Genomic DNA, 24,107 nt, shown 5'->3' with positions numbered 1-24,107 from the left:
TCCTGCGTTAACCCACCAACCACACACTCACTACAGTTCAATAGAGATCGTTTAGCAGGGAGACATCGTGTCCGATTCAGGAGACCGCGGCAAGCGACCCGGGGAGAAGCCGGGTGGCAACCGCCCGGAAGCCGGGCGGCCGAACCGCGGCGGACCTGCCGGAGACCGGCCCAGGCGCGACGGTGACCGGCCGGCGGGGGCGGGCCGCGGTCGGCCCGAGGCTGACCTGAGCCGCAATCCTCGGGAGAACCGATCGGGTGATCGCCCGGGCTACCAGGGCCGATCGCCCCGTGAGATCGAGGATCGCGACCCGTTCGGCACGAAGTCCGTGCGCACCCGTCACGACGATCCGGAGATCCCCGAGAGCGTTCAACCCAAGGATCTGGACCGCGTCGCCCGTACCCAGCTCAAGACCCTGAGCAAGGAGAACGCGGACGGCGTGGCCCGTCATCTCGCGATGGTCGCCCAGCTGATCGAATCCGACCCGGCGCTCGCCCACGCTCACGCCGTGTCGGCGGCGAGGCGGGCCGGGCGCATCGCCGTCGTGCGCGAGACCCTCGCCATCACGGCCTATTCGATCGGGGACTTCGCCCTCGCCCTGAGGGAGCTGCGTACCTATCGCCGGATCTCCGGCAAGGACGACCAGCTGCCCCTGATGGTGGACAGCGAACGAGGTCTCGGCCGACCGGACCGTGCGCTGGAGCTCGGGCGTTCGGTGCCCCGCGAGGGCCTCCCGGTTGATGTACAGGTGCAGCTCGCGATAGCGATGTCCGGAGCCCGCCTGGACCTCGGCCAGACCGAGGCGGCGCTGGACGAGCTGAAGATCCCGCAGCTCGACCCGGACAAGGCCTTCTCCTGGAGCCCGGCGCTGTTCGATGCCTACGCCGCGGTGCTCGAGGACCTCGGTCGCGAAGACGAGGCGGAGGAGTGGTGGCAGCGCTCCGACCGGGCGATGGACGCCCTCGGCGCCGGTGACGGGGAGGACGACGTCATCGAGGTGGTGGAGGAGGAGCTCGACAAGGATGTCGATGCCGCCGGCGATGCCACCGGGACCGACGCTGACAAGCAGGGAGAGCACGCGGAGCCAGGGCGTGGCTGATGCGACGCCGCTCGACGGCGTCGACCTCCTCTTGGCCGACCTCGATGGCGTCGTCTACCAGGGCCCGGATGCCATCCCCTTCGCCGTGGACGCCCTCAATCGTGCTGCCGAGCGCCTGCGGGTGGGCTACATCACTAACAACGCGTCTCGCACCGCGGCCTCCGTTGCTTCTCATCTGACGTCCCTCGGTCTCGAGGTGTCGGCCAGCGACGTGGTCACGTCGCCCCAGGCGGCCGTGCGGTTGCTCGCAACGCTGGTACCGACCGGCTCCCGTATCCTCGTGGTCGGGGGAGAGGGCCTCACGAGCGAGGTCACCAAGGCCGGTTTCGTCGTCACCGACTCGGCGCTCGACTCGCCGGCGGCCGTGGTCCAGGGCTTCGCCCCGGAGGTCGGCTGGACGCAACTCGCCGAGGCCTCGTTCGCGCTGCACACGGGAATCCCCTGGGTCGCGACGAACACCGACTGGACGATCCCCGTCGCGCGAGGAATCGCGCCAGGCAACGGAACGCTGGTGTCCGCCGTGCACTCGGCCGTGGGCCGGCTCCCGGTGGTCGCCGGCAAGCCAGAGGTGGCGATCTTCGAGGAGGCGGTCACCCGGTTCGGCGCGACGAAGACGCTCTTCCTCGGCGACCGGCTGGACACAGACATCCTCGGGGCGAACCGCGCCGGGATCTCCTCGGCCCTCGTGCTGACCGGTATCGACCGCGCCAAGCAGGTGCTCGCCGCCGACAAGGACTCCCGCCCCACCTTCATTCTCGAGGACCTTCGGCAGCTCCACGAGCCCTACCCCGAGACGATCGAGACGACGCTCCCGACCGGGGACCGCTCATTTCGGGTGGGCTCGGCCGTGGTGATCCTGAGCGGGAGCGTGCTGAGCATTCGGACACCGGGCGAACTGCGCGTTGACCTCTTGCGGGCAGGCGCGGCCGCGATCTGGGGCTCCGGCCTGGCGATCTACGGACTCGACGTGCCGGCCGAACTTCATTCGGAGGGGTAGCGTTGAGTCATGCCTGACGAGAACTCGACAGTTTCCGGGGCGTCGGGAGGCGCCGATGACGCGGGCGCGTTGCTTTCGCGCCTGCGACTCATCGAGGACCAGCCCCTCGACCAGCGCGCCTCCGCATTCGCCCAGATCCACGATCGGCTGCAGCAGACCCTCGAGGGCGGGGACGCTCAGCAGCAGCATGGCTGAGACGCGCCTCGACGCGGCCCTCGCCGAGCGCGGCATCGCCCGTTCGAGAACCCAGGCCGCCCGGTTGATCGCCGACGGATCGGTCACGGTCGACGGCCAGACCGTGCTCAAGGCGTCGACGAAGGTCGACGAGTCGAACGTGCTCGCGCTGACCGCACTCGACCATTACGTGAGCCGCGCCGCGCACAAACTGCTTGCCGCGCTCGACGAGTTCGTGATCGACGTGAGGGGTCGCGAGGCGCTCGACGTGGGGGCTTCCACCGGTGGCTTCAGCCAGGTGCTGCTCGAGCGCGGCGCAGCGAGCGTGGTCGCCCTCGACGTGGGGCACGGCCAGCTCGATCCGATCGTTGCCCGGGACGACCGCGTGACCGTGATCGAGGGATTCAACGCGCGAGACCTGACCCCGCACTCGCTCGACGAGGCGGCCGGTCGGCACGTCGAGGCCAGCCTCGTCGTGGGGGATCTGTCCTTCATCTCGCTGACGACCGTGCTCCCCGCGCTCGTTGCCACGGTCGGTCTCGAGGCGGACTATGTGTTCCTCATCAAGCCGCAGTTCGAGGTGGGACGCACGGGCATCCGAGAGGGGATCGTGCACGAGCCCGGCCTGCGAGCCGACGCCATCGCCGGAGTGCTCTGGGCGGCCTGGGACCTGGGCCTGTCCACCGCGGGACTCATCTCCTCACCGATACTCGGAGGGGCGGGCAATCAGGAGTATCTGGCTTGGCTGAGCGCGGAAGCCGGCACCAATCCGACAGAATGGAGTGACCGAGTCTCTGCCCTGTCTCGAACGAAGTGATTCCGACGGGTCGGAATGACCAGGGCCTTCCGACCGACCGCACCATCGCCCGACGCACGAGGAGTAACCAAGTGGCTGCACGGTACATGCTCGTCGTCGCCCACACGGGGCGCCAGGACTCGCTCGACTCTGCGGTGAAGGTGAGCCGGCAGCTCATTGCGGCAGGCGTGACTCCCGTGATCAAGCCCGACGAGTACGCCGACGTGCTCGCGCAGGCCCCGGACCTCACCGCGATCAAGGTGCTCGGCGACGCCATCGACATCGGCGAACTGGAGCTCGTGATCGTGCTCGGTGGCGACGGCACCATCCTGCGCGCCGCGGAGCTCGCGCGAGGCTCATCCGCGCCCCTGCTCGGCGTCAACCTCGGGCACGTCGGGTTCCTCGCCGAGAGCGAACGGGACAACCTCACCGAGACGGTTCGCCGGGCGCTCGCCCGCGACTACCTCGTCGAAGAGCGCATGACGCTGTCGGTGCGGGTGAAGGTGGAGTCCCAGGTTATCTACGAGACGTGGGCACTCAACGAGGCGACGGTCGAGAAGGCCAGCCGGGAGCGGATGCTCGAGGTGGTGATCGAGGTCGACGGCCGGCCGCTCTCCTCCTTCGGTTGCGATGGTGTGGTCATGTCCACCCCGACCGGGTCCACCGCGTACGCCTTCTCCGCCGGCGGGCCGGTCGTCTGGCCGAGCCTGGACGCAATGCTGCTCGTGCCGCTGAGCCCGCACGCCCTCTTCGGGCGCCCGCTCGTCGTTGGACCCGAGTCGGTGTTCGCCGTGGAGGTGCTCCAGCGCACCCAGGGCATCGGAGTGCTGTGGTGCGATGGACGACGTTCCAAGGACCTGCCGCCCGGAGCACGCGTGATCGTTCGGCGATCGCCCGTGCCCGTTCGGCTCGCCCGTCTGCACCAGGGCCCGTTCACCGACCGTCTCGTGGGCAAGTTCAACCTTCCGACCAACGGCTGGCGGGGCCCGGCGGACGGCGAGGGCCCGTCCCAGTGATCGAAGAGATCTCCATCCGCAACCTCGGTGTTATCGGCGAGGCCATCCTGCCGCTCGGCCCCGGATTCACGGCCCTCACCGGGGAGACCGGCGCGGGCAAGACCATGGTCGTCACGGCGCTCGGCCTTCTGCTCGGTGACCGGTCAGACGGATCTGTGCTGCGGCAGGACGCTGGATCGGCGGTAGTCGAGGGCCGCTGGCAGATCGAGCCGGACGGGGTCGTGGCGGAACGTGTGCGCGATGCCGGAGGCGATGTGGACCGCGGCGAGCTCATCCTCGGCCGGTCGGTTTCGCAGGACGGCCGCAGCCGTGCCGTCGTCGGCGGCCGGGCGGCGCCGGTGGGTGTGCTCAACGAGATCGGTCAGCAGCTCGTGGTGGTGCACGGGCAGTCGGACCAGGTGCGCCTCCGCTCCGCCACGGCGCAGCGCGAGGCCCTCGACAGGTTCGCCGGCCAGTCCCTCTCCGGCCTTCTCGCCGACTACCAGTCCACCTACCGCCGCTGGCAGTCGAATCAGGGCGAACTCGACGTGCTCGTGGCCGAGCGGGACCGACGGATGCTGGAGGCGGAGGAGTTGCGGATCGCGATGGCCGAGATCGAGGAGGCCGATCCGAAGCCCGGTGAAGACACCGAACTCGCCGAACGCGCCGAGATCCTGACCAACCTCGAAGACCTCCGCCTCGCCGCGGGACAGGCGCACGAACTGGTGTCGTCGGAGAGTCTCGACGACCCGCGGGACGTGATCGGGCTGCTCGAGACGGCACGACGCCAGCTGGAGCGGGTGTCCAGCCATGACCCGGCGCTCGAGCCGATCGTCGAGGCGATCGCCAATGCGAGCTTCGTCGTGGCAGACGTGTCCAGCCAGATCTCCAGCTACCTCGGGGGCCTCGACACCGATGGCGGCCGCGAGCTCGAGGCCGTGAACGAGCGCCGGGCTGTGCTCGGGTCCCTCATCCGCAAGTACGGTCCGACCATCGACGACACCATTGAGTACCTGGAGAGCGGCAGCACCCGCCTGCTCGAACTCGACCATGACGCCGACCGCATCGAGAGCCTCGGCGCGGAGGTGGCCGCCGACCGGGAGAGCGTCGTCGACCTCGCCGCGCGGCTGAGCGAGGTGCGCCGGGAGGCCGCCGTGCGCCTCTCCGAGCGGGTGACGGAGGAGCTCGGTGCCCTCGCCATGCAGAACGCCAGGCTCGTGGTCGAGGTCACCGACCGCGAGGACTACGGCCTGACCGGCAAAGACACCGTGTCGATCCTGCTCGCCCCGCACCAGGGTGCCGAGCCGCGTCCGCTCGGCCGTGGCGCATCCGGGGGAGAGCTCTCCCGGGTGATGCTCGCGATCGAGGTGGTGATCGCCGGAAGCGACCCGGTACCGACCTTCATCTTCGACGAGGTGGATGCCGGGGTGGGCGGCGCGTCGGCGATCGAGGTCGGACGTCGCCTCGCCCGGCTGTCCCGCACCGCCCAGGTGATCGTGGTGACCCACCTCGCCCAGGTCGCCGCCTTCTCCACCAATCACCTCCGGGTCGTCAAGGACAGCGACGGGGCGGTGACCGCGAGCAGCGTGCAACAGTTGCACGGCGAGGAGCGGATCGCCGAAATGGCGCGCCTGCTTTCCGGCCTGCCCGACTCGGAGAGCGGCCTCGCTCACGCCCGCGAACTGCTCGACACGGCGCGCGCACTCGACGGCTGACCGATCGGCGTTCCGCCGCGGGCGAAACCGGCCTGTCGGTGGGCGTAAGTGGGCGAGGCCCGGTGATAGTCTGTAATCCCGTGGTGGTTAAACAGAGCGCGGACGTTACCAAGCATATTTTCGTGACGGGTGGTGTCGTTTCGAGTCTCGGTAAGGGACTCACGGCAGCCAGTCTCGGCAACCTTCTCACCGCGCGAGGTCTTCGCGTGGTCATGCAGAAGCTCGACCCGTATCTCAACGTGGACCCGGGCACGATGAACCCGTTCCAGCATGGCGAGGTGTTCGTCACCGACGACGGCGCGGAGACCGACCTCGACATCGGGCACTACGAGCGATTCCTCGACATCAACCTCAACCAGGCGGCCAACGTCACCACCGGCCAGATCTACTCCACGGTGATAGCCAAGGAACGTCGAGGCGAGTACCTGGGCGACACCGTTCAGGTGATTCCGCACATCACCGACGAGATCAAGCGTCGTATGCGCCTCCAGGCATCTGTCGAAGCCGGCGACGATCGACCGGACGTGATCATCACCGAGGTGGGCGGCACCGTGGGCGACATCGAGTCGCAGCCGTTCCTCGAGGCGGCGCGCCAGGTGCGTCACGAGATCGGGCGATCCAACTGCTTCTTCGTGCACGTCTCGCTCGTGCCGTACCTCAATGCCTCCGGCGAGCAGAAGACCAAGCCCACCCAGCACTCGGTCGCGGCCCTGCGGTCGATCGGTATCCAGCCGGATGCCATCGTGCTTCGGTCGGACCGGCCGGTGCCCGAATCGATGAACCGCAAGATCGCCCTGATGTGCGACGTTGATCCCGAGGCCGTCGTCAACGCGATCGACGTGCCCTCGATCTACGACATCCCGACCATGCTGCACGACCAGGGACTCGACGCCTACATCATCGAGCACTTCGGCCTCGAGGCGAACGACGTCGACTGGTCGGGCTGGAGCGACCTGCTCGCCGCGGTGCACGAACCGAAGTTCGACGTGACCATCGGCCTCGTCGGCAAGTACATCGACCTGCCGGACGCGTACCTCTCGGTGACCGAGGCGCTGCGGGCCGGCGGCTTCGCGCAGCAGACCAAGGTCAACATCCGCTGGATCCCGTCCGACGAGTGCGAGACACCGGAGGGCGCCGCGCGCCTGCTCTCCGACGTCGACGGGATCTGCGTGCCGGGAGGGTTCGGCGTGCGAGGCATCGAAGGCAAGCTCGGCGCCCTGCGGTTCGCGCGGGAGAACAACATCCCGGCGCTCGGGCTGTGCCTCGGGCTGCAGTGCATGGTGATCGAGTACGCGCGCAACGTCGTGGGGCTCGATGGGGCGTCGTCGTCCGAGTTCGATCCGGAGACCGAGTTCCCGGTGATCGCGACGATGGCGGAACAGGTGGACATCATCGCCGGGGGCGACCTCGGCGGCACCATGCGGCTCGGGCTCTACCCGGCCGACCTCGCCGACGGCTCCATCGTGGCCGGCGTGTACGGTGCTGCACAGGTGTCCGAGCGGCATCGGCACCGCTACGAGGTCAACAACGCCTACCGTGGCCGGATCTCCGATGCCGGGCTCTGGTTCTCCGGAGTGTCGCCGGACGGGCATCTCGTAGAGTTCGTGGAGCTGCCGAGCGACGTGCACCCGTATTACGTGGGAACGCAGGCGCATCCGGAGCTTCGTTCGCGCCCCAACCGCGCCCACCCACTGTTCAAGGGACTCGTCGGGGCGGCGCGCGAACGCCAGGAGGCAAGCCGCCTGTTCCCGGTCACGGACGCCTGAGCGAACCATGAATGGCGAACTGGCTGACGAGCCGTACCCCGTCGCGATCACGTCGAGCGAGGTGGTCTTCGAGGGCCGGGTGTGGAACGTGCGCCACGAAACCTTTGCCTACGGGGACAGCATCATCGCCCGGGACTACATCGACCACACGGGCGCGGTGGCGGTGCTCGCCCTGGACGAACGCGGCCGGGTGCTCCTGATCAAGCAGTACCGGCATCCGATCGGCGCCCGGGACTGGGAGATCCCCGCCGGCCTGCTCGACCTCGACGGCGAGTCGCCGGTCAGGGCCGCGCAACGGGAACTCGCCGAAGAGGTGGATCTCGTGGCCGAGCGCTGGGATCTGCTCTGCGACTTCGCCACCTCCCCGGGAGGAAGCAACGAGGCCATCCGGGTCTATCTCGCGCGTGGCGTGAGCGACGCGCCGCACGCCTTCGAGCGTGAGGAGGAGGAGGCCGACCTCGAGAAGAGGTGGGTGGACCTCGAGGAGGTGGTGGATGCCGTGCTGAACCGCCGCGTGGCGAACTCGATCCTGTCCTTCGCGGTGCTCGCTGCGCATGCCGCCCGCGAACGCGGCTGGTCGACCCTCGGCGACGCCGAGTCGCCGTGGCCGCGGCATCCGAAATTCTCGCCCGGTGACTAGCGAGCCCCCGACGGCGCTCGACCGAGCGCTCGACCGGTACCTCAGACATGTCTCGATCGAGCGCGGCCTGTCGGCCAACACCGTCGCTGCCTACCGCCGCGACCTCGCGAGTTATCTCGGGTCGCTCCGTGCGCGGGGGGTCACGACCCCGGAGGGCGTCGCCGAGGCCGATGTCTCGGCGTTCGCGCAGCAGCTGCGCACCCGGCCCGATTCGCCGCTCACCGCCTCGTCGATGGCACGCATGCTGTCCTCGGTGCGGGGCTTCCACCGGTTCCTGCTCGAGGAGCGGCTCGTGCCGGAGGATGTCGCGTCCGACGTGAAGCCGCCCAAGCTCGCGAGCCGACTGCCGAAGGCGATCACCATCGAGCAGATGGCGGCCGTGCTCGACGCGGCCGGCGGAGACGACCTCCAGTCCCTGCGCGACAAGGCACTGCTGGAGTTGCTGTACGCGACAGGGGCGCGCATCTCCGAGGCCGTCGACCTCAACGTGGACGACGTGCTGGGCGTCGAGGAGGGCAGCGCGGATGTCGTGCGGTTGTTCGGCAAGGGCGGAAAGCAGCGCATCGTGCCGCTCGGGAGCTTCGCGCGGGCGGCGATCGACGCGTACCTCGTGCGAGCGCGGCCCATCCTGTCGGTGCGCGGGCCGTCCACCCCGGCGCTGTTCCTGGGTCTGCGCGGGCAGCGGGTGTCCCGACAGAACGCGTGGCTGATCATCCGCGCCCGGGCCGAGCAGGCGAAGCTGGGCATCGAGATCTCGCCGCACACCTTCCGTCACTCCTTCGCCACGCATCTGCTCGCCGGCGGGGCGGATGTGCGGGTCGTTCAGGAACTGCTCGGCCACTCCTCCGTGGCGACGACCCAGATCTACACGCTGGTGACCGCGGACACACTGCGGGACATGTACACGACGGCGCATCCGCGGGCGCGCTGACCGGAATCCGGCCCGGGAGAGTCCCTCGCGGCGGGGGTTGCGCCGGCTCACGGCGGGGAAACCGCGCCGCGGAGGGAGTCGTAACCCCCGCCGCCGGACCATATCCCCCGCCGCCGCGCGGTGCCGGCAGTTGACGCGCCCGGGTGATCCGGCGGCGCGCGCGGGTCGCGGCGGGCATCCACACTCGCTTCGGTAGAATCGAGGCAATCGGCAGCGGCCGGCGACCAAGGGTGAGGAATGTCGGGATGACAGCGAAGCGCAACGAAACGGCCGAACAACTCACCGGTTTCGAAGTCGCTCCGAATGGCCCGACCGGCCGACCCCGCACCGTCTTCGCCGTTCCCGCGCCGCTCAGGGGCCACGGCCCCGCCCGCATCATCTCCCTGTGCAACCAGAAGGGTGGTGTCGGCAAGACGACGACGGCGATCAGCCTCGGCGCCGCCCTCGCCGACTACGGACGCCGCGTTCTCGCGGTGGACTTCGACCCGCAGGGCGCCCTCTCCGCCGGCCTCGGCATCGCGTCCCACGACGTCCCGAACATCTACGACCTCATGCTGGGCACGGTCAAGGACGCCAAAGAGGCCATCCAGCAGACGGCCACGCCGAACCTCGACGTGATCCCCGCGAACATCGACCTCTCGGCCGCGGAGGTGCACCTCGTGAACGAGGTGGCCCGCGAACAGATTCTGGCCCGGGTGCTTCGCCAGGTGAAGGACGACTATGACGTCATCCTGATCGACTGCCAGCCGTCCCTCGGCCTGCTCACGGTGAATGCCCTCACCGCGGCCCACGGCGTGCTCATCCCGCTCGAGTGCGAGTTCTTCGCCCTGCGCGGGGTGGCCCTGCTCGTGGAGACGATCGACAAGGTCAAGGACCGGCTCAACCCCGCCCTCGAGCTCGACGGCATCCTCGCCACGATGTACGACTCCCGCACCCTGCACTCGCGCGAGGTGCTCGAGCGCGTCGTCGAGACCTTCGGCGACAAGGTGTTCGAGACCGTGATCGGCCGCACCGTGAAGTTTCCGGATGCGAGCGTCGCCGGGGCGCCCATCACCCAGTTCGCCCCTGACCATCAGGCGGCGGAGGCCTACCGCCAGCTGGCCAGAGAGTTGATCACCCGTGGCGCAATCGCCTAGCTCCGACGCGCTCGAGGAGGTCGCGGCCTCCGGATTCTCGGTGCGGCTCACCAACTTCAATGGACCGTTCGACCTCCTGCTCTCGCTCATCGCGAAGCACGAAATGGATATCACCGAGATCTCGCTGAGCATCGTCACCACCGAATTCATCGCCTACCTCCGCGAACTGGACTCCGTGGAGGAGCTCGACCGGGCGAGCGAGTTCCTCGTCGTGGCGGCCACACTCCTCGACCTCAAGGTGGCTGGGCTGCTTCCCCAGGGAGAACTCGTGGATGCCGAGGACGTGGCGCTCCTCGAGGCCCGCGACCTGCTCTTCGCCCGATTGTTGCAGTACCGGGCCTTCAAGGAGGTGACGGCCTGGTTCTCCACCGCGCTCGAGACCGAGGCGGCCAGGCATGTGCGTTCGGTGCGCCTCGAGGAGAAGTACCGCAAGCAGACGCCGGAGCTGGTTTGGACGCTGAGTCCAGACGACTTCGCGGCCCTCGCCGCCCTGGCCCTCGCCCCGCGGGAGCTGCCGACCGTCGGGCTCGACCACCTGCACGCGCCCCTGGTCAGCATCCGCGAGCAGGCGGCCTACGTCGTGGCACTGCTGCGCGGCGGAACGCCGATGACCTTTCGCCAGCTCATCGCCGGGGCCGACCTCACCGGGGTGATCGTCGCGCGGTTTCTCGCCATCCTCGAGCTGTACCGCGGCGCCACGATTTCGTTCGACCAGCTGGAACCGCTGGGGGAACTGACCATCCACTGGACCGCCGAGCAGTGGTCGGAAGAAAGCCTGGCCAGTTTGGGAGCCGACTATGACAATTGACCTTTTCGACGGGACCGAGGCCGACGCCCCCGCGACCACGATCGACCTGGAGAGAGCTCTCGAGGCGATCCTCATGGTGGCGGACGAGCCGCAGAGCCTCGTGAGCCTCGCGACCTCGCTCGGCGCCCCGGTCGCCGCGGTGAGGCAGTCCATCGAGCGGCTCGTCGCCGACTTCGACGGCGTCGACGGGGGTGTCCGACGCGGTTTCGAGTTGCGTGAGGTGGGTGGCGGCTGGCGCATCTACGTGCGCGGAGACTACGACGACCTCGTGCGCGACTTCGTGCTCACCCAGAACCCTTCCCGGCTGTCCCAGGCGGCGCTCGAGACTCTCGCCGTGATCGCCTACAAACAGCCCATCAGCCGGGGCGCGATCGCCTCCATCCGTGCCGTCAACGTCGATTCCGTCGTGCGCACCCTCCTCGGTCGCGGTCTCATCACCGAGGCCTTCACCGACAGCGAGACCGGAGCCATCCACTATGCAACGACCGACGTTCTGTTGAGCCAGCTCGGGGTGAACTCCCTCGACGAGCTGCCCCAGATCTCACCCCTGCTCTCCGACGGTTCGAACGGGTTCGACGATGTCGCCTGAGGCCGGGCGCGAGGCGGCCGACGACGGGGTGCGCCTGCAGAAGCTGATGGCGGCGGCCGGGGTCGCCTCCCGGCGCGTGTCCGAGAACATGATCGAGGCCGGCCGGGTGCAGGTGAACGGCGAGGTGGTGACAGAACTCGGTCGCCGAGTGCAGGAGACCGACCTGGTCTCGGTGGATGGCGTGGCCATCCAGCTCGACACCTCGCGACGCTACCTCATGCTCAACAAGCCGGTCGGCATCGTCAGTTCGCTGCAGGACGACCGCGGCCGGCCAGATCTCCAGCGGTTCGTCTCGCGCTACGACGAGCGGCTGTTCAACGTGGGCCGACTCGACGCGCAGACCTCTGGCCTGCTCATCCTCACCAACGACGGAGAGCTCGCCCACGTGCTCGCGCATCCGTCGTTCGGCGTGCTCAAGACCTACATCGCCAAGGTGGAGGGACGCGTGTCTCCGCAGACGATCGGCAGGCTCACCGCCGGTGTCGACCTCGAGGACGGCCCGATCGCCGCCGACAAGGCGCGCATCATCGGCCAGGCCGGCGCGAGCGAGACCGTGGTGGAGATCACCCTGCACTCCGGGCGCAACCGGATCGTGCGCCGGATGCTCGAGGCCGTGGGACACCCGGTGATCGACCTCGTGCGCCGCCAGTTCGGCCCGCTGCACCTCGGCACCCTCGCGCCCGGGGAAATCCGCGATCTCACGAAGGCGGAACTGGGCGCCCTCCTCACGATCTCCCGCGACGCGACGAGCGCCGGTGCCGACACCGACGCGACAGAGGCGGACTAGCGTGGCCGTGCGGGCGATCCGCGGCGCGATTCAGGTGGATCGTGATGACCGGGACGAGGTGTTGCGGGCGACCGCGGAGTTGCTGGCCAAGTCGCTGCACGCGAACGAGATCGATACCGAGGCGCTCATCTCGGTGATGTTCACGGCGACCCCGGACATCACGAGCGAGTTTCCGGCCCTGGCCGCGCGAGAGCTGGGTCTCGGCGACGTGCCCCTGATGTGCGCGGTGGAAATGGATGTCGCGGGTTCGATGCCCCGCGTGATCCGGCTGATGGCGCTCGTGGAGAGCGATACCCCGAGGCGCTACATCCAGCACACTTATCTTCGCGGGGCAGTTCAGCTTCGCCTCGACCTAGCCCAGTAGGTGGTAGACGTGAACAGTCGAATCGTCGGTGAAGTGCGCGTCGTGGGTGCCGGGCTGCTCGGTGCGAGCGTCGGTCTCGGCCTGCGCGCCAAGGGCGTCGACGTGATCGTGCACGACGCGTCTCCCGCCAACCTGCGCCTGGCCATCGACTACGGAGCGGGTCGCGCGGCTCGGGACACCGACAATCCCACCCTTATCGTGGTGGCCGTCCCCCCGGATGTGACCGCCGCCGTGATCGCCGCCGAACTCACCGCCTTTCCGGACGCCCTCGTCACGGATGTCGCGAGCGTGAAGGCGGCGCCGCTCGCCGAGCTGCTGGCGACCGGTGCCGATGTCGCCCGGTACATCGGGTCGCACCCCCTTGCGGGCCGGGAACGCGGCGGCGCGATCTCCGCACGGGCGGACCTGTTCATCGGTCGGCCGTGGGTGATCACCCCGCACGGCCCGGCTCGGTTCGGCGAGGTCGGGGTGATCGAGGACCTCGTGCTCGACCTCGGCGCCGTGCCGGTGACCATGACCGCCGAACAGCACGACTCCAGCGTCGCCCTCGTCTCGCACGTGCCCCAGGTGATCGCGTCGCTGCTCGCCGCCAGGCTCAATTCGGCGCCTGAATCGGCGCTGTCCCTGGCCGGCCAGGGCCTCCGTGACACGACCCGGATCGCGTCGAGCGACCCGGAACTCTGGGTGCAGATCCTGGGGGCGAATTCGGCCGAGGTCGTTCGCATCCTGCACGCCTACCGCGAGGATCTGGACGCGATCGTTGCCGCCCTCGAGGCGCCAGACGTCGCCGGGGCGCGCCGGGCCGTGGCCGAGTCGCTCGCCGCCGGCAACTCCGGGGTGTCCCGCATCCCGGGTAAGCACGGCCAGGATCGACGATTCGGCCAGCTCGTGGTGATGGTGGACGACAAGCCGGGTGAACTCGCCCGCCTGCTCACCGAGATCGGCGAGGCCGGAGTCAACATGGAGGACCTCAGGCTGGAGCACTCGCCCGGCGCACAGATCGGGCTCGCCGAGATCTCGGTGCTCACCGAGGTGGAGGAACGACTCGCCGCCGAGCTCGAGGCCGGCGGCTGGAAGATTGCGGGAGCCTGGAAGTGACGGGAACTGAAGAAGCACGAACAATCGTGGCCGTCGACGGCCCGGCGGGCAGCGGCAAGTCCAGCGTGAGCCGGGCAGCCGCCCGCGAGCTCGGTTTCGACTATCAGGACAGCGGTGCCGCGTACCGCGCGCTGGCCTGGAACGCGCTCGAGCACGGCGTCGACACCGAGGACGCTGATGCGGTGCTCGCGTCACTCGACGACTTCGACTATCGCATCGGCACCGACCCGGACGACTACTTCGTGCGCGTCGGCGGAACGGATGTGACCCAGGCCATTCGCGAGCCCCGTGTCACCGGCGTGGTGAGTGCCATCGCCCGCATCCCCGCGGTGCGCGAGCGCCTCGTCGAGCTCTTCCGGCGGGTGATCGAGGCGAGCGATCGCCCGGGCATCATCACCGAGGGGCGGGACATCACCACCGTCGTCGCCCCGGACGCCGATGTACGGATTCTGCTCACGGCATCCGAAGAAGCTAGAATGGCGAGGCGGTCGGCTGAAACACCGGAGCACTCGGCCAGAGCCGTCGCCGAGCAACTCAGTTCACGCGATGCCCAGGATTCCCGGGTTGTCGACTTCATGAACGCCGCAGATGGTGTGACCACCATCGATTCCACCAATCTCGACTTCGACCAGACCGTCTCGGCGGTCGTGGACCTAGTGCGCACATCGCGGGTCGAGTAGCACGACGCGAACCGTCGGGCGCATCGAGACCTCATAAGGAAAAGCCCCATGCCAGACAACAACGACCAAGAGCACGACGAGTACGGCGACCTCGACCCCAAGCTGAGCGAGAAGATCGCGGAGCTGGACGAGTCGGAGGCGCTCATGCGCGCCAACGCCCTCCGTGCGGGTCTCCAGGACTACGACCTCAACGAGGAAGACCTCGACATCCTCGAGACCGCCACCGAGGACCCGGACGCGATCGTCTACCTCCCGGCGTTGCCGGTGCTCGCCATCGTCGGACGCCCGAACGTGGGCAAGTCAGCGCTCGTCAACCGCATCCTCGGCCGTCGCGAGGCCGTCGTCCAGGACACCCCCGGTGTCACGCGCGACCGGGTGGCCTACAAGGCCGAACACGGCGTGCGCCGCTTCACCCTGATGGACACCGGCGGATGGGAGCCGGACGCCAAGGGGATCAACGCCTCCGTCGCGGCGCAGGCCGAGATCGCGGTCGAGCTCGCCGATGCCGTTCTCTTCATCGTCGACGCCAATGTCGGCGCGACTTCCACCGACGAGCACGTGGTGCGCATGCTGCGCGCCACCAAGAAGCCGGTCATTCTCGTCGCCAACAAGGTGGATGACGCCCGCCAGGAGCCGGAGGCCGCCGCTCTCTGGAGCCTCGGCCTCGGCCAGCCGTGGCCCGTCTCGGCACTTCACGGCAGGGGAGTGGCAGACCTGCTCGACCACGTTCTCACCGTGCTGCCCGAGGTGTCCGCCGTGGCGAAGGAAGAGGTGGGCGGACCGCGCCGGGTCGCCATCCTCGGCCGCCCGAACGTGGGCAAGTCGAGCCTCCTCAACAAGGCCGTCGGCGAGGAGCGGGTCGTCGTGAACGAGCTCGCCGGAACCACGCGCGACCCCGTCGACGAGCAGGTCGAGCTCGGCGGCAAGGTGTGGCGCTTCGTTGACACCGCCGGCATCCGTCGTCGCATGAACCTCGCCCAGGGCGCGGACTTCTACGCGTCCCTGCGCACGAGCGCGGCCCTCGAGAAGGCCGAAGTCGCCGTGGTGGTGCTCGACGTGAGCGACGTGATCAGCGAGCAGGATGTGCGCATCATCGACCTCGTGCTCGAGTCGGGCCGGGCTCTCGTGCTCGCCTTCAACAAGTGGGACCTGCTGGACGACGACCGCCGTCGCTACCTCGAACGGGAGATCGAACAAGACCTCGCCCACGTGGCCTGGGCCCCGCGCGTGAACATCTCGGCACGCACCGGTCGCCACCTCGAGAAGCTCGTGCCGGCGCTTGAGCTCGCGCTCAAGTCCTGGGACACCCGCATCCCCACCGGAAAGTTCAACGCCCTGGTCGCCGAGCTCGCGTCCGAGCATCCGCACCCCGTGCGTGGCGGCAAGCAGCCCCGCATCCTGTTCGGAACCCAGGCGGCCACCCGGCCGCCGACGTTCGTGCTCTTCACGACCGGATTCCTCGACCCCGGCTACCGTCGATTCATCACCCGGCGTCTGCGCGAGATCTTCGGTTTCGAGGGAAGCCCGATCAACGTCAACATGCGGGTGCGCGAGCGCCGCAAGCGCACGTAGCGAGTCGCCGACGCCCTTCTGCACACTACCGAGATCAGGCATAGCTCGCGGCGTTCTGGCCGACCAATGGAATCGGCTTCTGTTGCGGGTCCACAGTCGGTGGTGGCGTCAGGTAGTAGGCGGCTCCGTCGCGGTGGATTTCCCAGCCATTGTTGTGGAAGTCCAGATGGTGTCGACGGCACAGGAGCAGACCGTCGGGAATTGCACGCTAATCTCACCCTATGGTTGAGACAGTTCGCGCTGCGATATACGCCCGCATTTCCAGAGACGTTACCGGCGAGGGTTTGGGCGTCGAGCGGCAGCTTGCCGACTGTCGCAAGATCGCCGCTGATCGCGGTTGGCTGGTTGCCGAGGAGTATGTCGATAACGACATCTCGGCGTTTGCGGGAAAACGTCGCCCGTCGTATGAGCGGATGCTTGAAGACATTGCGGCAGGACAACGTGACGCGGTGATCGTGTACAACACCGACCGGTTGACGCGTCGCCCGATCGAGTTGGAGCAGTTCACCGGGATCTGTGAAGTGGCCGGGGTGCGCCAGTTGGTTGCTGTGACTGGGGATATCGACCTTGGCAACGATGACGGCATGTTCATGGCGCGGGTGCTCGCCGCCGTTGCTGCGAAGGAGTCGGGCAGGAAGTCGGAGCGGTTGAAGCGCAAAGCGCGGGAGAATGCGGAGGCTGGCAAGCCCAATGGAGGAATCCGTCCGTTCGGGTACGAGAAGGACCAGATCACCGTCGTGGAGTCAGAGGCTGCGGTTATCCGCCAGCTTGCCGAGCGTTACCTCGCAGGCGAGTCGATGGGCTCGCTGACGAGATGGATCCAAGATCAGGGGATTCCCACCGTCGCGGGGGCCGCGTGGCATACCAGCACGGTGCGGAGTGTCCTTCGCAACCCGCGCATCGCCGGCTTGCGCGCACATAACGGGGTGATCGTGGGGCCGGCGATGTGGCCGGCGATCATCAGCCCCGAGCAGCACAGGCAACTCCTCGCGGCTTTCGCCCGGAAGGTCAACTCAGGCAGGCGGACGCCCCGCAGCTACCTACTTTCCGGGATGCTGCGGTGCGGGAACTGTGGCAACAAACTATTCAGTGCGGTGCGTGGAGACACGCGTCGGTACGTGTGCCAGTCTGGACCCGACCACGGCGGGTGCGGACGGCTGACCATCGTCGCGGGGCCGGTCGAGGAATGGATCGCCGAAGCCGTCCTCATCCGGCTGGACAGCCCGGCGATGGCGGACGCTCTCGCTGGACGCGCCGCCGCCGACGACCGATTCTCGGCGCTGTCGGCAGAGCTTCAATCCGATCAGGCGCAACTCAAAGAGCTGGCAGAAGAGTGGGCAGCCAAGGGGATCTCCATGCTCGAGTGGAAGGCCGCGCGGGAACCGATCGAGGCCCGGATCTACAACACGGACCGGCAACTCGGACAACTCAGCGGCAATAGCACCCTGAGCGGTCTTGTCGGCAATGGTGACGGACTGCGCGCGAACTGGGAGAGCCTAAATCTATCCCGCCAAGTCGCGATCATCGGCGCTGTCCTCGACTACGCGACCATCACCCCGGCGAAGACTCGCGGACGCGAGTTCGATCCGTTCCGGATCGTGCCCACGTGGAGCCGCTGAGGGGCCCGATGCCGCTGCGGTCGCTCCGCGACCATCCGCAGCATCGCGCCCCCTCAGCAACACCCCGACCCGGGCGACGACCCCGGCATCGGTGACGACCACCGCGACACCCTGAGCGCCACACGACCCTTCCAGCCATGTGCGCATCATCTCCGCATCGACGGCCATCAGGTGCCCCACTGGGCCCAGATCGACGGCGGTCCCTGCCAGTCTTCGACCGACGAGGAAGCCCACTGGAACGACGGTTCCCGCCCGAGCGCTGACGAGGCCAGATCGAGCACTTCCTCGGACGACCGGCCCGTCAGCGCCACGGAGCGAGGAGTGAAGCCCTGCGCAACGTCATACCGGTGCAAGCCAAGAACACGCGCGGACGGATCCGTGAAAGTCTTCGCCACATACTTCGACAGGTAGCCCGCCGCTTGCCGCGCCTCGGACAGCGTGCCCGAGCCGACAGGCAAGTCGCCCAGCAGCTTGATGTGGACGAAGCCGTGGCCCCACGCCTCATTGATGAACTGCCGCTTGATGTACTTCCCCACCGCGAAATGCGCGTGCAGGCCGTGGCCGGATTTGTGCCACTCGGGAACCCACACATACGCCAACGGCTTGCCGCCCGTGGCGCTGCGCAGGGAGCGGAAGAACTCGCCCAGATGGGCGCGGATCACTTGCGGATCGTGGCAGCCCTCGCCCCGGTAAGTCAGCGTCCCAAGTCGGTTCAACCGGTTCGCGGCACAGAAGCGCCGAAGGCGACCGCGAGCCCGACGCCCTGCCTCGGCTGCGGCCCGTTCCGGATCCAATGCGTACCCGCGCGACACATAGTCCGGTACTCGCCGAACCGACGCGCGGAACGAGCCGCCGCCCTCAGCGGCGTCTGGATAGAGCGAGAAGAACCACCCGGCATCCAGGCGCGCCAGAGGCGACAGCGACGCAGACGAAGGTGAACTGGACAAGGTGGCCTAAGGCAGGAGCGAACTCAAAATGGGTCGCCGAAGGAGCGAATCACCGGTGCGCCGACATCGCCTGCAGAGGTCTGCAGGAGGTTGTAAGCGAGCGGGAAGAGGGTGCTTCGGCATCCGGACAAGCCGGAGGAATGCGTCTCGATGACGCCAACTGCCCCTTGGGGGCTAATTAAAAGTTGTGGGCTCTAACCCAGTTTCATGATCCGCACCGCAGTGCGCCGGGATTCATAACTTCCCGTGACCTGCCTACAGTTCCGTTATAGCCCACGAATTACATGATTGTCATTCGCTCACAGCTAACACACGGCTGCCGCGCGTTTCGGCGTCCTTCGGACGACCGAAACGCTTGCCCTCGATCGCCCTGCCGGGCTCCCGAGTTATGTTGCTTATTCAAGTAAAGCGGCGCCTTCGGCGCCATCAATGCTCAATAACCCAAGTCGACTAGAGGGGATTCAAATTCTCGCGAATGCGAACATAAGGCCGAATGTGTGGATCCTCGAATCGGTAGACAAAGCGCCGTGTTGGTCCCACCGTGGTGAGGATGTTGCCTTGCGGCTCGTTCGTCAGCGCGCCCAATGCAGCGCTGAGAAAGTTGTAGCTAGTCCGGGTTTCCTCGGGATTCGCCGCCTGCCAGAGGGTCACTACATCGCTGTAGCTCCATTGACGACCGGACGATGCCGCGAGAATCCGAATGATCTGCCGTCGCGGCTGAGTTGAGCCGCTTCGTTCATACGCGAGGCGCAAGCGTTCCTCATATGAGCCCGCCACGGATGATGCGGCGCGCGCAATTGCCGCTTTGATCATTTCGTCCGTGACGGCAAGGGAATTGGCGCGGATGGCCGTAGTGCTGATGTAGAGCCCAAGCAAATGGGCGAAGTAGGGGAAACCGTCGCTGAAGAACACGAGATGATCTAGTTGATCGCCAGTGATAGAAAGCTCGAGCAGATGGAAGCCTCGACTGAGCACTTCTCGGATCTCGCTATCGGGCATTCGCGGGACACCTATTTGCTCCGCGCGGCGCACGTAGGACATCGAAGCACCCAGAAGAGTGCGGGGATCGTCCGCGATTCCAATCGTGACGAACTTGACGTCAGCATGTACTCGACCTTTTCCGACGGCATCGGACAAAGTCTCCATGTATTGCGCGACTTGAGTGCGCGTTTCGGGAAGGTCGATGTTCTGAAAATTGTCCAACACCAGAAGCGTTCGTCCTTTGGCGCTCATCGCTTGCAGCAGAGCGCCAAACGCGGGGCTTTGGATGACCTCGTAGTCGTCGGATTGTTCGAACCGAGACAGGACGCGCGCCCGAAGACGAGCGAACCAAGGAACGGACGCTTCCACCTCAGCTTCCGCCTCGATCGCACTGGCGCGGGTGCGCCGGACTCGGCGGTAAGTCACCAGTTGTCTTGTTGCGTGGCTGATGATGTCGTCCATCGTCATGCCGGACTTGCAATCTACTTCGACGACGGAGCGCGACAGGAGTTCCGAGACATTTTTGAGCAATGAAGACTTGCCGACGCCCGTATCGCCATAAATGACAATTTGACATCCACGTTCGCGAAGCGCGTCGAGGAGTCGATCCTGAAGCCCAGGGACACCGTTGATATCGGCCTCATTACGCGCTTCGAACATCTCCTTTGACACGACCGTCTTTGGGGTGAAAATATCCTCAGGATTCGGTCTCGACATGTCAGAACTCTATTGCCCACAGGGGCGGGTGAAGGACGCGGAGGTCAGAGATTGCATTCCGAGGGCGATGGGCGAGTTTCGCGTTCGCATTTAGGGTCCTATTGACACATTGACCCGTCCGCTTTGTCCGTTCGTCGCCTTATGATTCGTGCATGCCTAGACACTCGCGCCACCCGGCTCCGGGGGATTGGCGACGGGATTCCTTCGCGGCTTTCTCGACTCAGTCGGCGCATTTATCGTCGAGGCGGTTGCTGCGCTATTCCGCGCATGGTAAATAGCCCATAGCGCACGCTTCATTAGGGTGACATTTACAATTTGTCCCGTCGGCTATATCGGTGTTGCCGTGGTCTCGGTGCCAGTTGTCGATGTGGTGGGCTTCGCACCACGATGGCGGGCGATCGCAGCCGGGGGCCATGCAGCCTCCGTCGCGGACCGCCATGCCGATTCGTTGTCGTTCGGTGAAGAGGCGCTGGGTGCGGCCGACGTTGACGCACTGACCGTCGTCGTCGAAGCCGAGCGCGATGGTGCCGGTATCGCAAACGTGGCGCTCGACGGTGCTCATCGGCACCGGGTCGGCGTGCCCCTCCAGCCGTCCGTGTCCGGTCCTCGCCGAAAGGTGTGCGCCCGTGACGATAACCCGCACCGCGGGCCTTCTGGCACCATGCATGACTGTGGGGTCGGCGTCCACGGCGAGTCGGATCATTCCCACCAGGCCGTCTGCGGCGATCTGCTCCCGCGTGCGCGTGTCAGAGCGGAGATCCTCCGCTGCCTGGACGGCATCTGGATGAACGAACCGGGGACCTCCCCGTCGCGGCGACATCAGCGCGTCGAAGGCGGTGGCGACAATGAGTCCGTCTTCGGGGGCAAGCCGCCAGAATCCGCAGTGCATGCCGTTGGCGTCCGTCCACATTCGCACCGACCGAAGATCGTCGCGTTGCTTCTCCCGGCGAGCGATTCCTTGTTCGTCGAGCCGATCTCGCAACTGGCGGGCGCGCCTCGACAGAGCCTCCGGCGTCACCCCGGCGGCCCCGGCCACCAGTTCCTCGGCCGCGGCGGTGAGTTGAGCGAGGGTGACTGCCGCGTCCACTTCGCCGAGCGCCCGGCGTACGGAGTCCGCGCCGTCGATCGACAATGCCCCGGAATTGAGTGCGGCGACCAAGGGGAACTGCCAGAGGGGTGCATCGGAATCTTCCTCCGAGCCCTGCGCGGCCGAACGCCCACTCGGCGACGGCTGCGCGGCGGAAGTGGAGTCCTCGATGCCGGCCTCCGCACGCGCGATCAGGGTGCCGACCTCGATGAGCTTCATCGCGTCCCTGTGGGAGATTCCCTGGGTGGCCTGCACCATTTGAGCGGCAGAGAGGTACCCGGCCGTGGCTGCCATTCCCGAGCGGCCGAGTTCAGGGCGGGAGCGGTGCGCGGTCTCTGCGGCAATCATCGCGGCATAGCGGTTGCCGATACCGACGAGTGAACCGACCAACTCGGACGCGGACCTCAATTCCCCATCGGTCAGGGGTGCGAAATCGACCACCAACCCTCCGAGCGCTGCGACACTGGCAGCGGTTCGAATCAGCGACTCGGGGAGCGTTTCCATGCAGCTATTTTACGAGATTCGAACGTATGTTCGAAAGGCTTGAGGGCGAATGGGGACAACGGCATGCTTAAGGGGTGAGCAACGACATCCCGCCGCCCCTGCCGCCCTACGGCGTGCGTGACCCGGGCGACGCCTGGGTGCAGGGCCCGGACGGCGAGAAGTTCTGGGGCCGCTTTGGCGCGGCCGGCCTGCTGGTCTGGCACCGCTCCCTCGGCGTGCTGCTGCAGCACCGGGTGGGCTGGAGCCATTTCGGCGGCACCTGGGGGCTGCCGGGCGGCGCGCGCAAGGCGGGGGAGTCGGCGGTGGATGGCGCGCTGCGGGAGGCCGCGGAGGAGGCGACCGTGCCGCCCGAGTTGCTGCGCATCCTGCACACCTCCGTTCTCGATCTCGGCTACTGGTCGTACACGACCGTCGTCGCCGAGGCGATCGAGGAGTTCGAGCCGGTGATCGCCGACGCAGAGAGCGCCGAGCTCCGCTGGGTACTGGTGGACGAGGTCACCGAACTCAGTCTGCATCCCGGGTTCGCCGCGGCGTGGCCCGAGCTGCGCGAGCTTCTCGACTAACGGCGGTAGCTCGCGAGAGTCCTTTCGATCGCCTCGTCGATCGGAGTCGCCGTGATTCCTAGCCGGGCGATCTTGGTGCTGTCCACCACGAAGTCATCCTCGAACTCGTAGGCCATCTCCACGACCTCGCGAATGGTGCGGTTGGTGAGTCCGAGCATCCGCAGTACCACCGTCGGGATGCTGCGCACCGTCCCCGTCGTTCCGGCGAGCCGGTAGGCCGTCTCGATCATTCGTCGCGTCGACTGCGGATGCGGGTCGTTGGGCAGGTGCCATACCTCGCCCTCCGCCTCGGGCGTGAGGGCGAGAGTCGCGAGCCCCTCGCCGATGTCCGGGATGAACGTGTAGCTGTGCAGCCTGTCCGGGTTGCCGATCACGCTCACGTTCTTGCCCGCGAGCACTCGGGGGAACACGCGGTCGCCCAGCGGCGACGACTCGCCGCCGCCGGGACCGAAGTAGTCGGATGCCCGTCCACTGACCACCCGCACACGGCCCTCGGCTCGTGCCCGCCAGAGCGTGTCCGCCATCCGCTTGCGCACCCCGCCCTTGCGCGTGTGCGGATTCTCCGGGGTGAGCTCGGTGAGCGGCTCGCCGTCCTGCCGGCCGTAGGAGTAGAGGTTGTCCATGTTCACGAACAGCGCGCCATTCGACTCGGCCGCCGCCAGCACACTCGCCTGAAGGGCGGGGAATTCCTGCGCCCAGAGATAATAGGGCGGGTTGAGGATCTGGTAGACAGTCGATGCTCCGACCGAGACGGATCGGGTGAACTCGTGGTTCATGGCGTCTCCTCCGACGACCTCCACGCCATCCGGCACGCTCGCCCGGCCCGATCGATTGACCATGCGCACGCTCTGGCCGCGGTTCACCAGGGCCTGCATGGTGGCGCGGCCGACCGGGCCCGTGCCGAAGATCACATGGTCGGGTGTCATGAGGGTCCCCTTCTCGCTGTGTCCACTGTGCCAGCAGTTGCGACGTCACACACGGGACTTTCGGTTCCCCTGTCCCCGGCGGGATGGACGATGGGCGTGGGCGCTCGAACTTGCCGCTAAGCTAGATTCTCGGTGCTGGTCGCGGCGCGCTTCAGGGCAAATCTCGACCGGAACAAGTCACGGGCTGTGGCGCAGCTTGGTAGCGCACTTGACTGGGGGTCAAGGGGTCGCAGGTTCAAATCCTGTCAGCCCGACAATTGGGTCGTCCCAAAAACCGTCCCAAGAACCAAACGCGAAATCCCTTCCGATGAACAACGGGAGGGATTTCGTGGTTTTCGGGGTTGTGATGTCGCGGGTTTCCCGGCCGGTCAGTGTCGCAAAGTGATTCGGCCTGGGTTTAGTTCCTCGTTGCTTCCCTGTCTGGCGGGTGCCGGCTGGGACGATTCTTGGTCAGCGTAATACTCTTCCTCGACCTCGATCGGGGTGCGCAGGGCGAGTTCGCCGTGGAGGCGTTGGTTGTTCCACCACCACACATATTCCAGCGTCGCGAGTTCGACCTGCTCGACCGTTCGGCAAGGCCCTTGTCGGCGGATGAGTTCAGTTTTGTAGAGCCCGT

The 24,107-nt window shown here is 67.2% G+C and carries 24 protein-coding genes and 1 tRNA gene; 20 read left to right on the top strand and 5 right to left on the bottom strand.

Translation table 11 applies throughout. The annotated features are described in order from the left end of the window. The first annotated feature begins 67 nt into the window (after positions 1–67). From FVP33_RS18750 to FVP33_RS18665, 18 genes are all read left to right on the top strand, one after another. Positions 68–1,099, top strand: a complete 1,032-nt coding sequence (locus tag FVP33_RS18750; RefSeq protein WP_246142434.1) for a tetratricopeptide repeat protein — start codon at positions 68–70, stop codon at positions 1,097–1,099. Further along, entirely contained in the window at positions 1,041–2,096 is a 1,056-nt protein-coding gene (locus FVP33_RS18745) for an HAD-IIA family hydrolase (RefSeq protein WP_147785228.1), read from the top strand. The genes FVP33_RS18750 and FVP33_RS18745 overlap by 59 nt, the downstream gene beginning before the upstream one ends. Positions 2,097–2,105: 9 nt before the next feature. After that, positions 2,106–2,291, top strand: coding sequence for a hypothetical protein (locus FVP33_RS18740; protein ID WP_147785223.1), 186 nt, complete (start codon positions 2,106–2,108; stop codon positions 2,289–2,291). Further along, entirely contained in the window at positions 2,284–3,087 is an 804-nt protein-coding gene (locus FVP33_RS18735) for a TlyA family RNA methyltransferase (RefSeq protein WP_147785222.1), read from the top strand. The genes FVP33_RS18740 and FVP33_RS18735 overlap by 8 nt, the downstream gene beginning before the upstream one ends. Positions 3,088–3,158: 71 nt before the next feature. Then, positions 3,159–4,082, top strand: coding sequence for an NAD kinase (locus FVP33_RS18730; RefSeq protein ID WP_281289419.1), 924 nt, complete (start codon positions 3,159–3,161; stop codon positions 4,080–4,082). Next, on the top strand, positions 4,079–5,776 hold the full coding sequence (recN, locus tag FVP33_RS18725; protein ID WP_147785221.1) for a DNA repair protein RecN: 1,698 nt from the start codon (positions 4,079–4,081) through the stop codon (positions 5,774–5,776). Before FVP33_RS18730 ends, recN begins: the two co-directional genes overlap by 4 nt. 80 nt (positions 5,777–5,856) lie before the next feature. Beyond that, positions 5,857–7,542, top strand: coding sequence for a CTP synthase (locus FVP33_RS18720; RefSeq protein WP_147785220.1), 1,686 nt, complete (start codon positions 5,857–5,859; stop codon positions 7,540–7,542). A 7-nt stretch (positions 7,543–7,549) separates the two neighbouring features. After that, positions 7,550–8,182: an NUDIX domain-containing protein gene (locus FVP33_RS18715; RefSeq protein ID WP_147785219.1), complete on the top strand. Its 633-nt coding sequence runs from the start codon at positions 7,550–7,552 to the stop codon at positions 8,180–8,182. Next, positions 8,097–9,113 (top strand): site-specific tyrosine recombinase XerD, encoded by a 1,017-nt coding sequence (gene xerD, locus FVP33_RS18710; protein ID WP_147785218.1) that lies wholly within the window; start codon positions 8,097–8,099, stop codon positions 9,111–9,113. The genes FVP33_RS18715 and xerD overlap by 86 nt, the downstream gene beginning before the upstream one ends. Before the next feature lie 245 nt (positions 9,114–9,358). Beyond that, the gene (locus FVP33_RS18705; protein WP_147785217.1) at positions 9,359–10,249 is read left to right on the top strand and encodes a ParA family protein; all 891 of its coding nucleotides are present in this window, start codon (positions 9,359–9,361) and stop codon (positions 10,247–10,249) included. Continuing rightward, positions 10,233–11,057, top strand: coding sequence for a segregation and condensation protein A (locus FVP33_RS18700; protein ID WP_246142432.1), 825 nt, complete (start codon positions 10,233–10,235; stop codon positions 11,055–11,057). The genes FVP33_RS18705 and FVP33_RS18700 overlap by 17 nt, the downstream gene beginning before the upstream one ends. Further along, positions 11,047–11,646: an SMC-Scp complex subunit ScpB gene (gene scpB, locus FVP33_RS18695; protein WP_147785216.1), complete on the top strand. Its 600-nt coding sequence runs from the start codon at positions 11,047–11,049 to the stop codon at positions 11,644–11,646. Before FVP33_RS18700 ends, scpB begins: the two co-directional genes overlap by 11 nt. After that, entirely contained in the window at positions 11,636–12,433 is a 798-nt protein-coding gene (locus tag FVP33_RS18690; RefSeq protein ID WP_147785215.1) for a pseudouridine synthase, read from the top strand. The genes scpB and FVP33_RS18690 overlap by 11 nt, the downstream gene beginning before the upstream one ends. A gap of 1 nt (position 12,434) precedes the next feature. Then, positions 12,435–12,797, top strand: coding sequence for a chorismate mutase (gene aroH, locus FVP33_RS18685; protein WP_147785214.1), 363 nt, complete (start codon positions 12,435–12,437; stop codon positions 12,795–12,797). Further along, positions 12,798–13,895, top strand: a complete 1,098-nt coding sequence (locus tag FVP33_RS18680) for a prephenate dehydrogenase (RefSeq protein ID WP_147785213.1) — start codon at positions 12,798–12,800, stop codon at positions 13,893–13,895. It abuts the gene before it with no gap. Positions 13,896–13,918: 23 nt separating this feature from the next. Then, the gene (gene cmk, locus FVP33_RS18675) at positions 13,919–14,575 is read left to right on the top strand and encodes a (d)CMP kinase (RefSeq protein WP_147785225.1); all 657 of its coding nucleotides are present in this window, start codon (positions 13,919–13,921) and stop codon (positions 14,573–14,575) included. A 48-nt stretch (positions 14,576–14,623) separates the two neighbouring features. Next, positions 14,624–16,147 (top strand): ribosome biogenesis GTPase Der, encoded by a 1,524-nt coding sequence (gene der / locus FVP33_RS18670; protein ID WP_147785212.1) that lies wholly within the window; start codon positions 14,624–14,626, stop codon positions 16,145–16,147. A gap of 221 nt (positions 16,148–16,368) precedes the next feature. After that, a complete protein-coding gene (locus tag FVP33_RS18665) occupies positions 16,369–17,766 on the top strand; it encodes a recombinase family protein (protein ID WP_147785211.1) in 1,398 nt (465 codons plus the stop codon). 167 nt (positions 17,767–17,933) lie between these two features. Here FVP33_RS18665 and FVP33_RS18660 read toward each other — a convergent pair whose 3' ends face one another. The 3 genes from FVP33_RS18660 to FVP33_RS18650 all read right to left on the bottom strand — a co-directional run bounded on the left by FVP33_RS18660 (position 17,934) and on the right by FVP33_RS18650 (position 22,002). Beyond that, a complete protein-coding gene (locus tag FVP33_RS18660) occupies positions 17,934–18,578 on the bottom strand; it encodes a rolling circle replication-associated protein (protein ID WP_425460960.1) in 645 nt (214 codons plus the stop codon). 585 nt (positions 18,579–19,163) lie between these two features. After that, the gene (locus FVP33_RS18655; RefSeq protein ID WP_147785210.1) at positions 19,164–20,411 is read right to left on the bottom strand and encodes an ATP-binding protein; all 1,248 of its coding nucleotides are present in this window, start codon (positions 20,409–20,411) and stop codon (positions 19,164–19,166) included. 256 nt (positions 20,412–20,667) lie between these two features. Then, a complete protein-coding gene (locus tag FVP33_RS18650) occupies positions 20,668–22,002 on the bottom strand; it encodes an HNH endonuclease signature motif containing protein (protein WP_147785209.1) in 1,335 nt (444 codons plus the stop codon). A gap of 74 nt (positions 22,003–22,076) precedes the next feature. Here FVP33_RS18650 and FVP33_RS18645 point away from each other — a divergent pair, with 74 nt between their 5' ends. Next, positions 22,077–22,565 carry an NUDIX hydrolase gene (locus FVP33_RS18645; protein WP_147785208.1) on the top strand — a complete coding sequence of 163 codons (489 nt, stop codon included), beginning with the start codon at positions 22,077–22,079 and terminating at the stop codon, positions 22,563–22,565. Here FVP33_RS18645 and FVP33_RS18640 read toward each other — a convergent pair. After that, positions 22,562–23,491, bottom strand: a complete 930-nt coding sequence (locus FVP33_RS18640) for an NAD-dependent epimerase/dehydratase family protein (protein ID WP_147785207.1) — start codon at positions 23,489–23,491, stop codon at positions 22,562–22,564. The genes FVP33_RS18645 and FVP33_RS18640 overlap by 4 nt on opposite strands. A gap of 180 nt (positions 23,492–23,671) precedes the next feature. Here FVP33_RS18640 and FVP33_RS18635 point away from each other — a divergent pair. Continuing rightward, positions 23,672–23,745 (top strand) — tRNA-Pro (locus FVP33_RS18635). Positions 23,746–23,859: 114 nt separating this feature from the next. On the opposite strand, the gene FVP33_RS18630 is transcribed toward FVP33_RS18635, so the two are convergent. Continuing rightward, on the bottom strand, positions 23,860–24,107 hold a 248-nt coding region (locus FVP33_RS18630; RefSeq protein ID WP_147785206.1), incomplete at its 5' end, for an IS3 family transposase.

The organism is Lacisediminihabitans profunda (genome assembly GCF_008040105.1).
GTDB lineage: Bacteria > Actinomycetota > Actinomycetes > Actinomycetales > Microbacteriaceae > Lacisediminihabitans > Lacisediminihabitans profunda.
This window is presented reverse-complemented; position numbering and strand designations above follow the sequence as displayed.

Coding starts and splice junctions, on each gene's coding strand:
- FVP33_RS18745 (WP_147785228.1), top strand. CDS start 1,041: ATGCCACCGGGACCGACGCTGACAAGCAGGGAGAGCACGCGGAGCCAG.
- FVP33_RS18740 (WP_147785223.1), top strand. CDS start 2,106: ATGCCTGACGAGAACTCGACAGTTTCCGGGGCGTCGGGAGGCGCCGAT.
- FVP33_RS18735 (WP_147785222.1), top strand. CDS start 2,284: ATGGCTGAGACGCGCCTCGACGCGGCCCTCGCCGAGCGCGGCATCGCC.
- FVP33_RS18715 (WP_147785219.1), top strand. CDS start 7,550: ATGAATGGCGAACTGGCTGACGAGCCGTACCCCGTCGCGATCACGTCG.
- xerD (WP_147785218.1), top strand. CDS start 8,097: ATGCCGCCCGCGAACGCGGCTGGTCGACCCTCGGCGACGCCGAGTCGC.
- FVP33_RS18705 (WP_147785217.1), top strand. CDS start 9,359: ATGACAGCGAAGCGCAACGAAACGGCCGAACAACTCACCGGTTTCGAA.
- scpB (WP_147785216.1), top strand. CDS start 11,047: ATGACAATTGACCTTTTCGACGGGACCGAGGCCGACGCCCCCGCGACC.
- FVP33_RS18690 (WP_147785215.1), top strand. CDS start 11,636: ATGTCGCCTGAGGCCGGGCGCGAGGCGGCCGACGACGGGGTGCGCCTG.
- der (WP_147785212.1), top strand. CDS start 14,624: ATGCCAGACAACAACGACCAAGAGCACGACGAGTACGGCGACCTCGAC.
- FVP33_RS18665 (WP_147785211.1), top strand. CDS start 16,369: ATGGTTGAGACAGTTCGCGCTGCGATATACGCCCGCATTTCCAGAGAC.
- FVP33_RS18655 (WP_147785210.1), bottom strand. CDS start 20,411: ATGTCGAGACCGAATCCTGAGGATATTTTCACCCCAAAGACGGTCGTG.
- FVP33_RS18650 (WP_147785209.1), bottom strand. CDS start 22,002: ATGGAAACGCTCCCCGAGTCGCTGATTCGAACCGCTGCCAGTGTCGCA.
- FVP33_RS18640 (WP_147785207.1), bottom strand. CDS start 23,491: ATGACACCCGACCATGTGATCTTCGGCACGGGCCCGGTCGGCCGCGCC.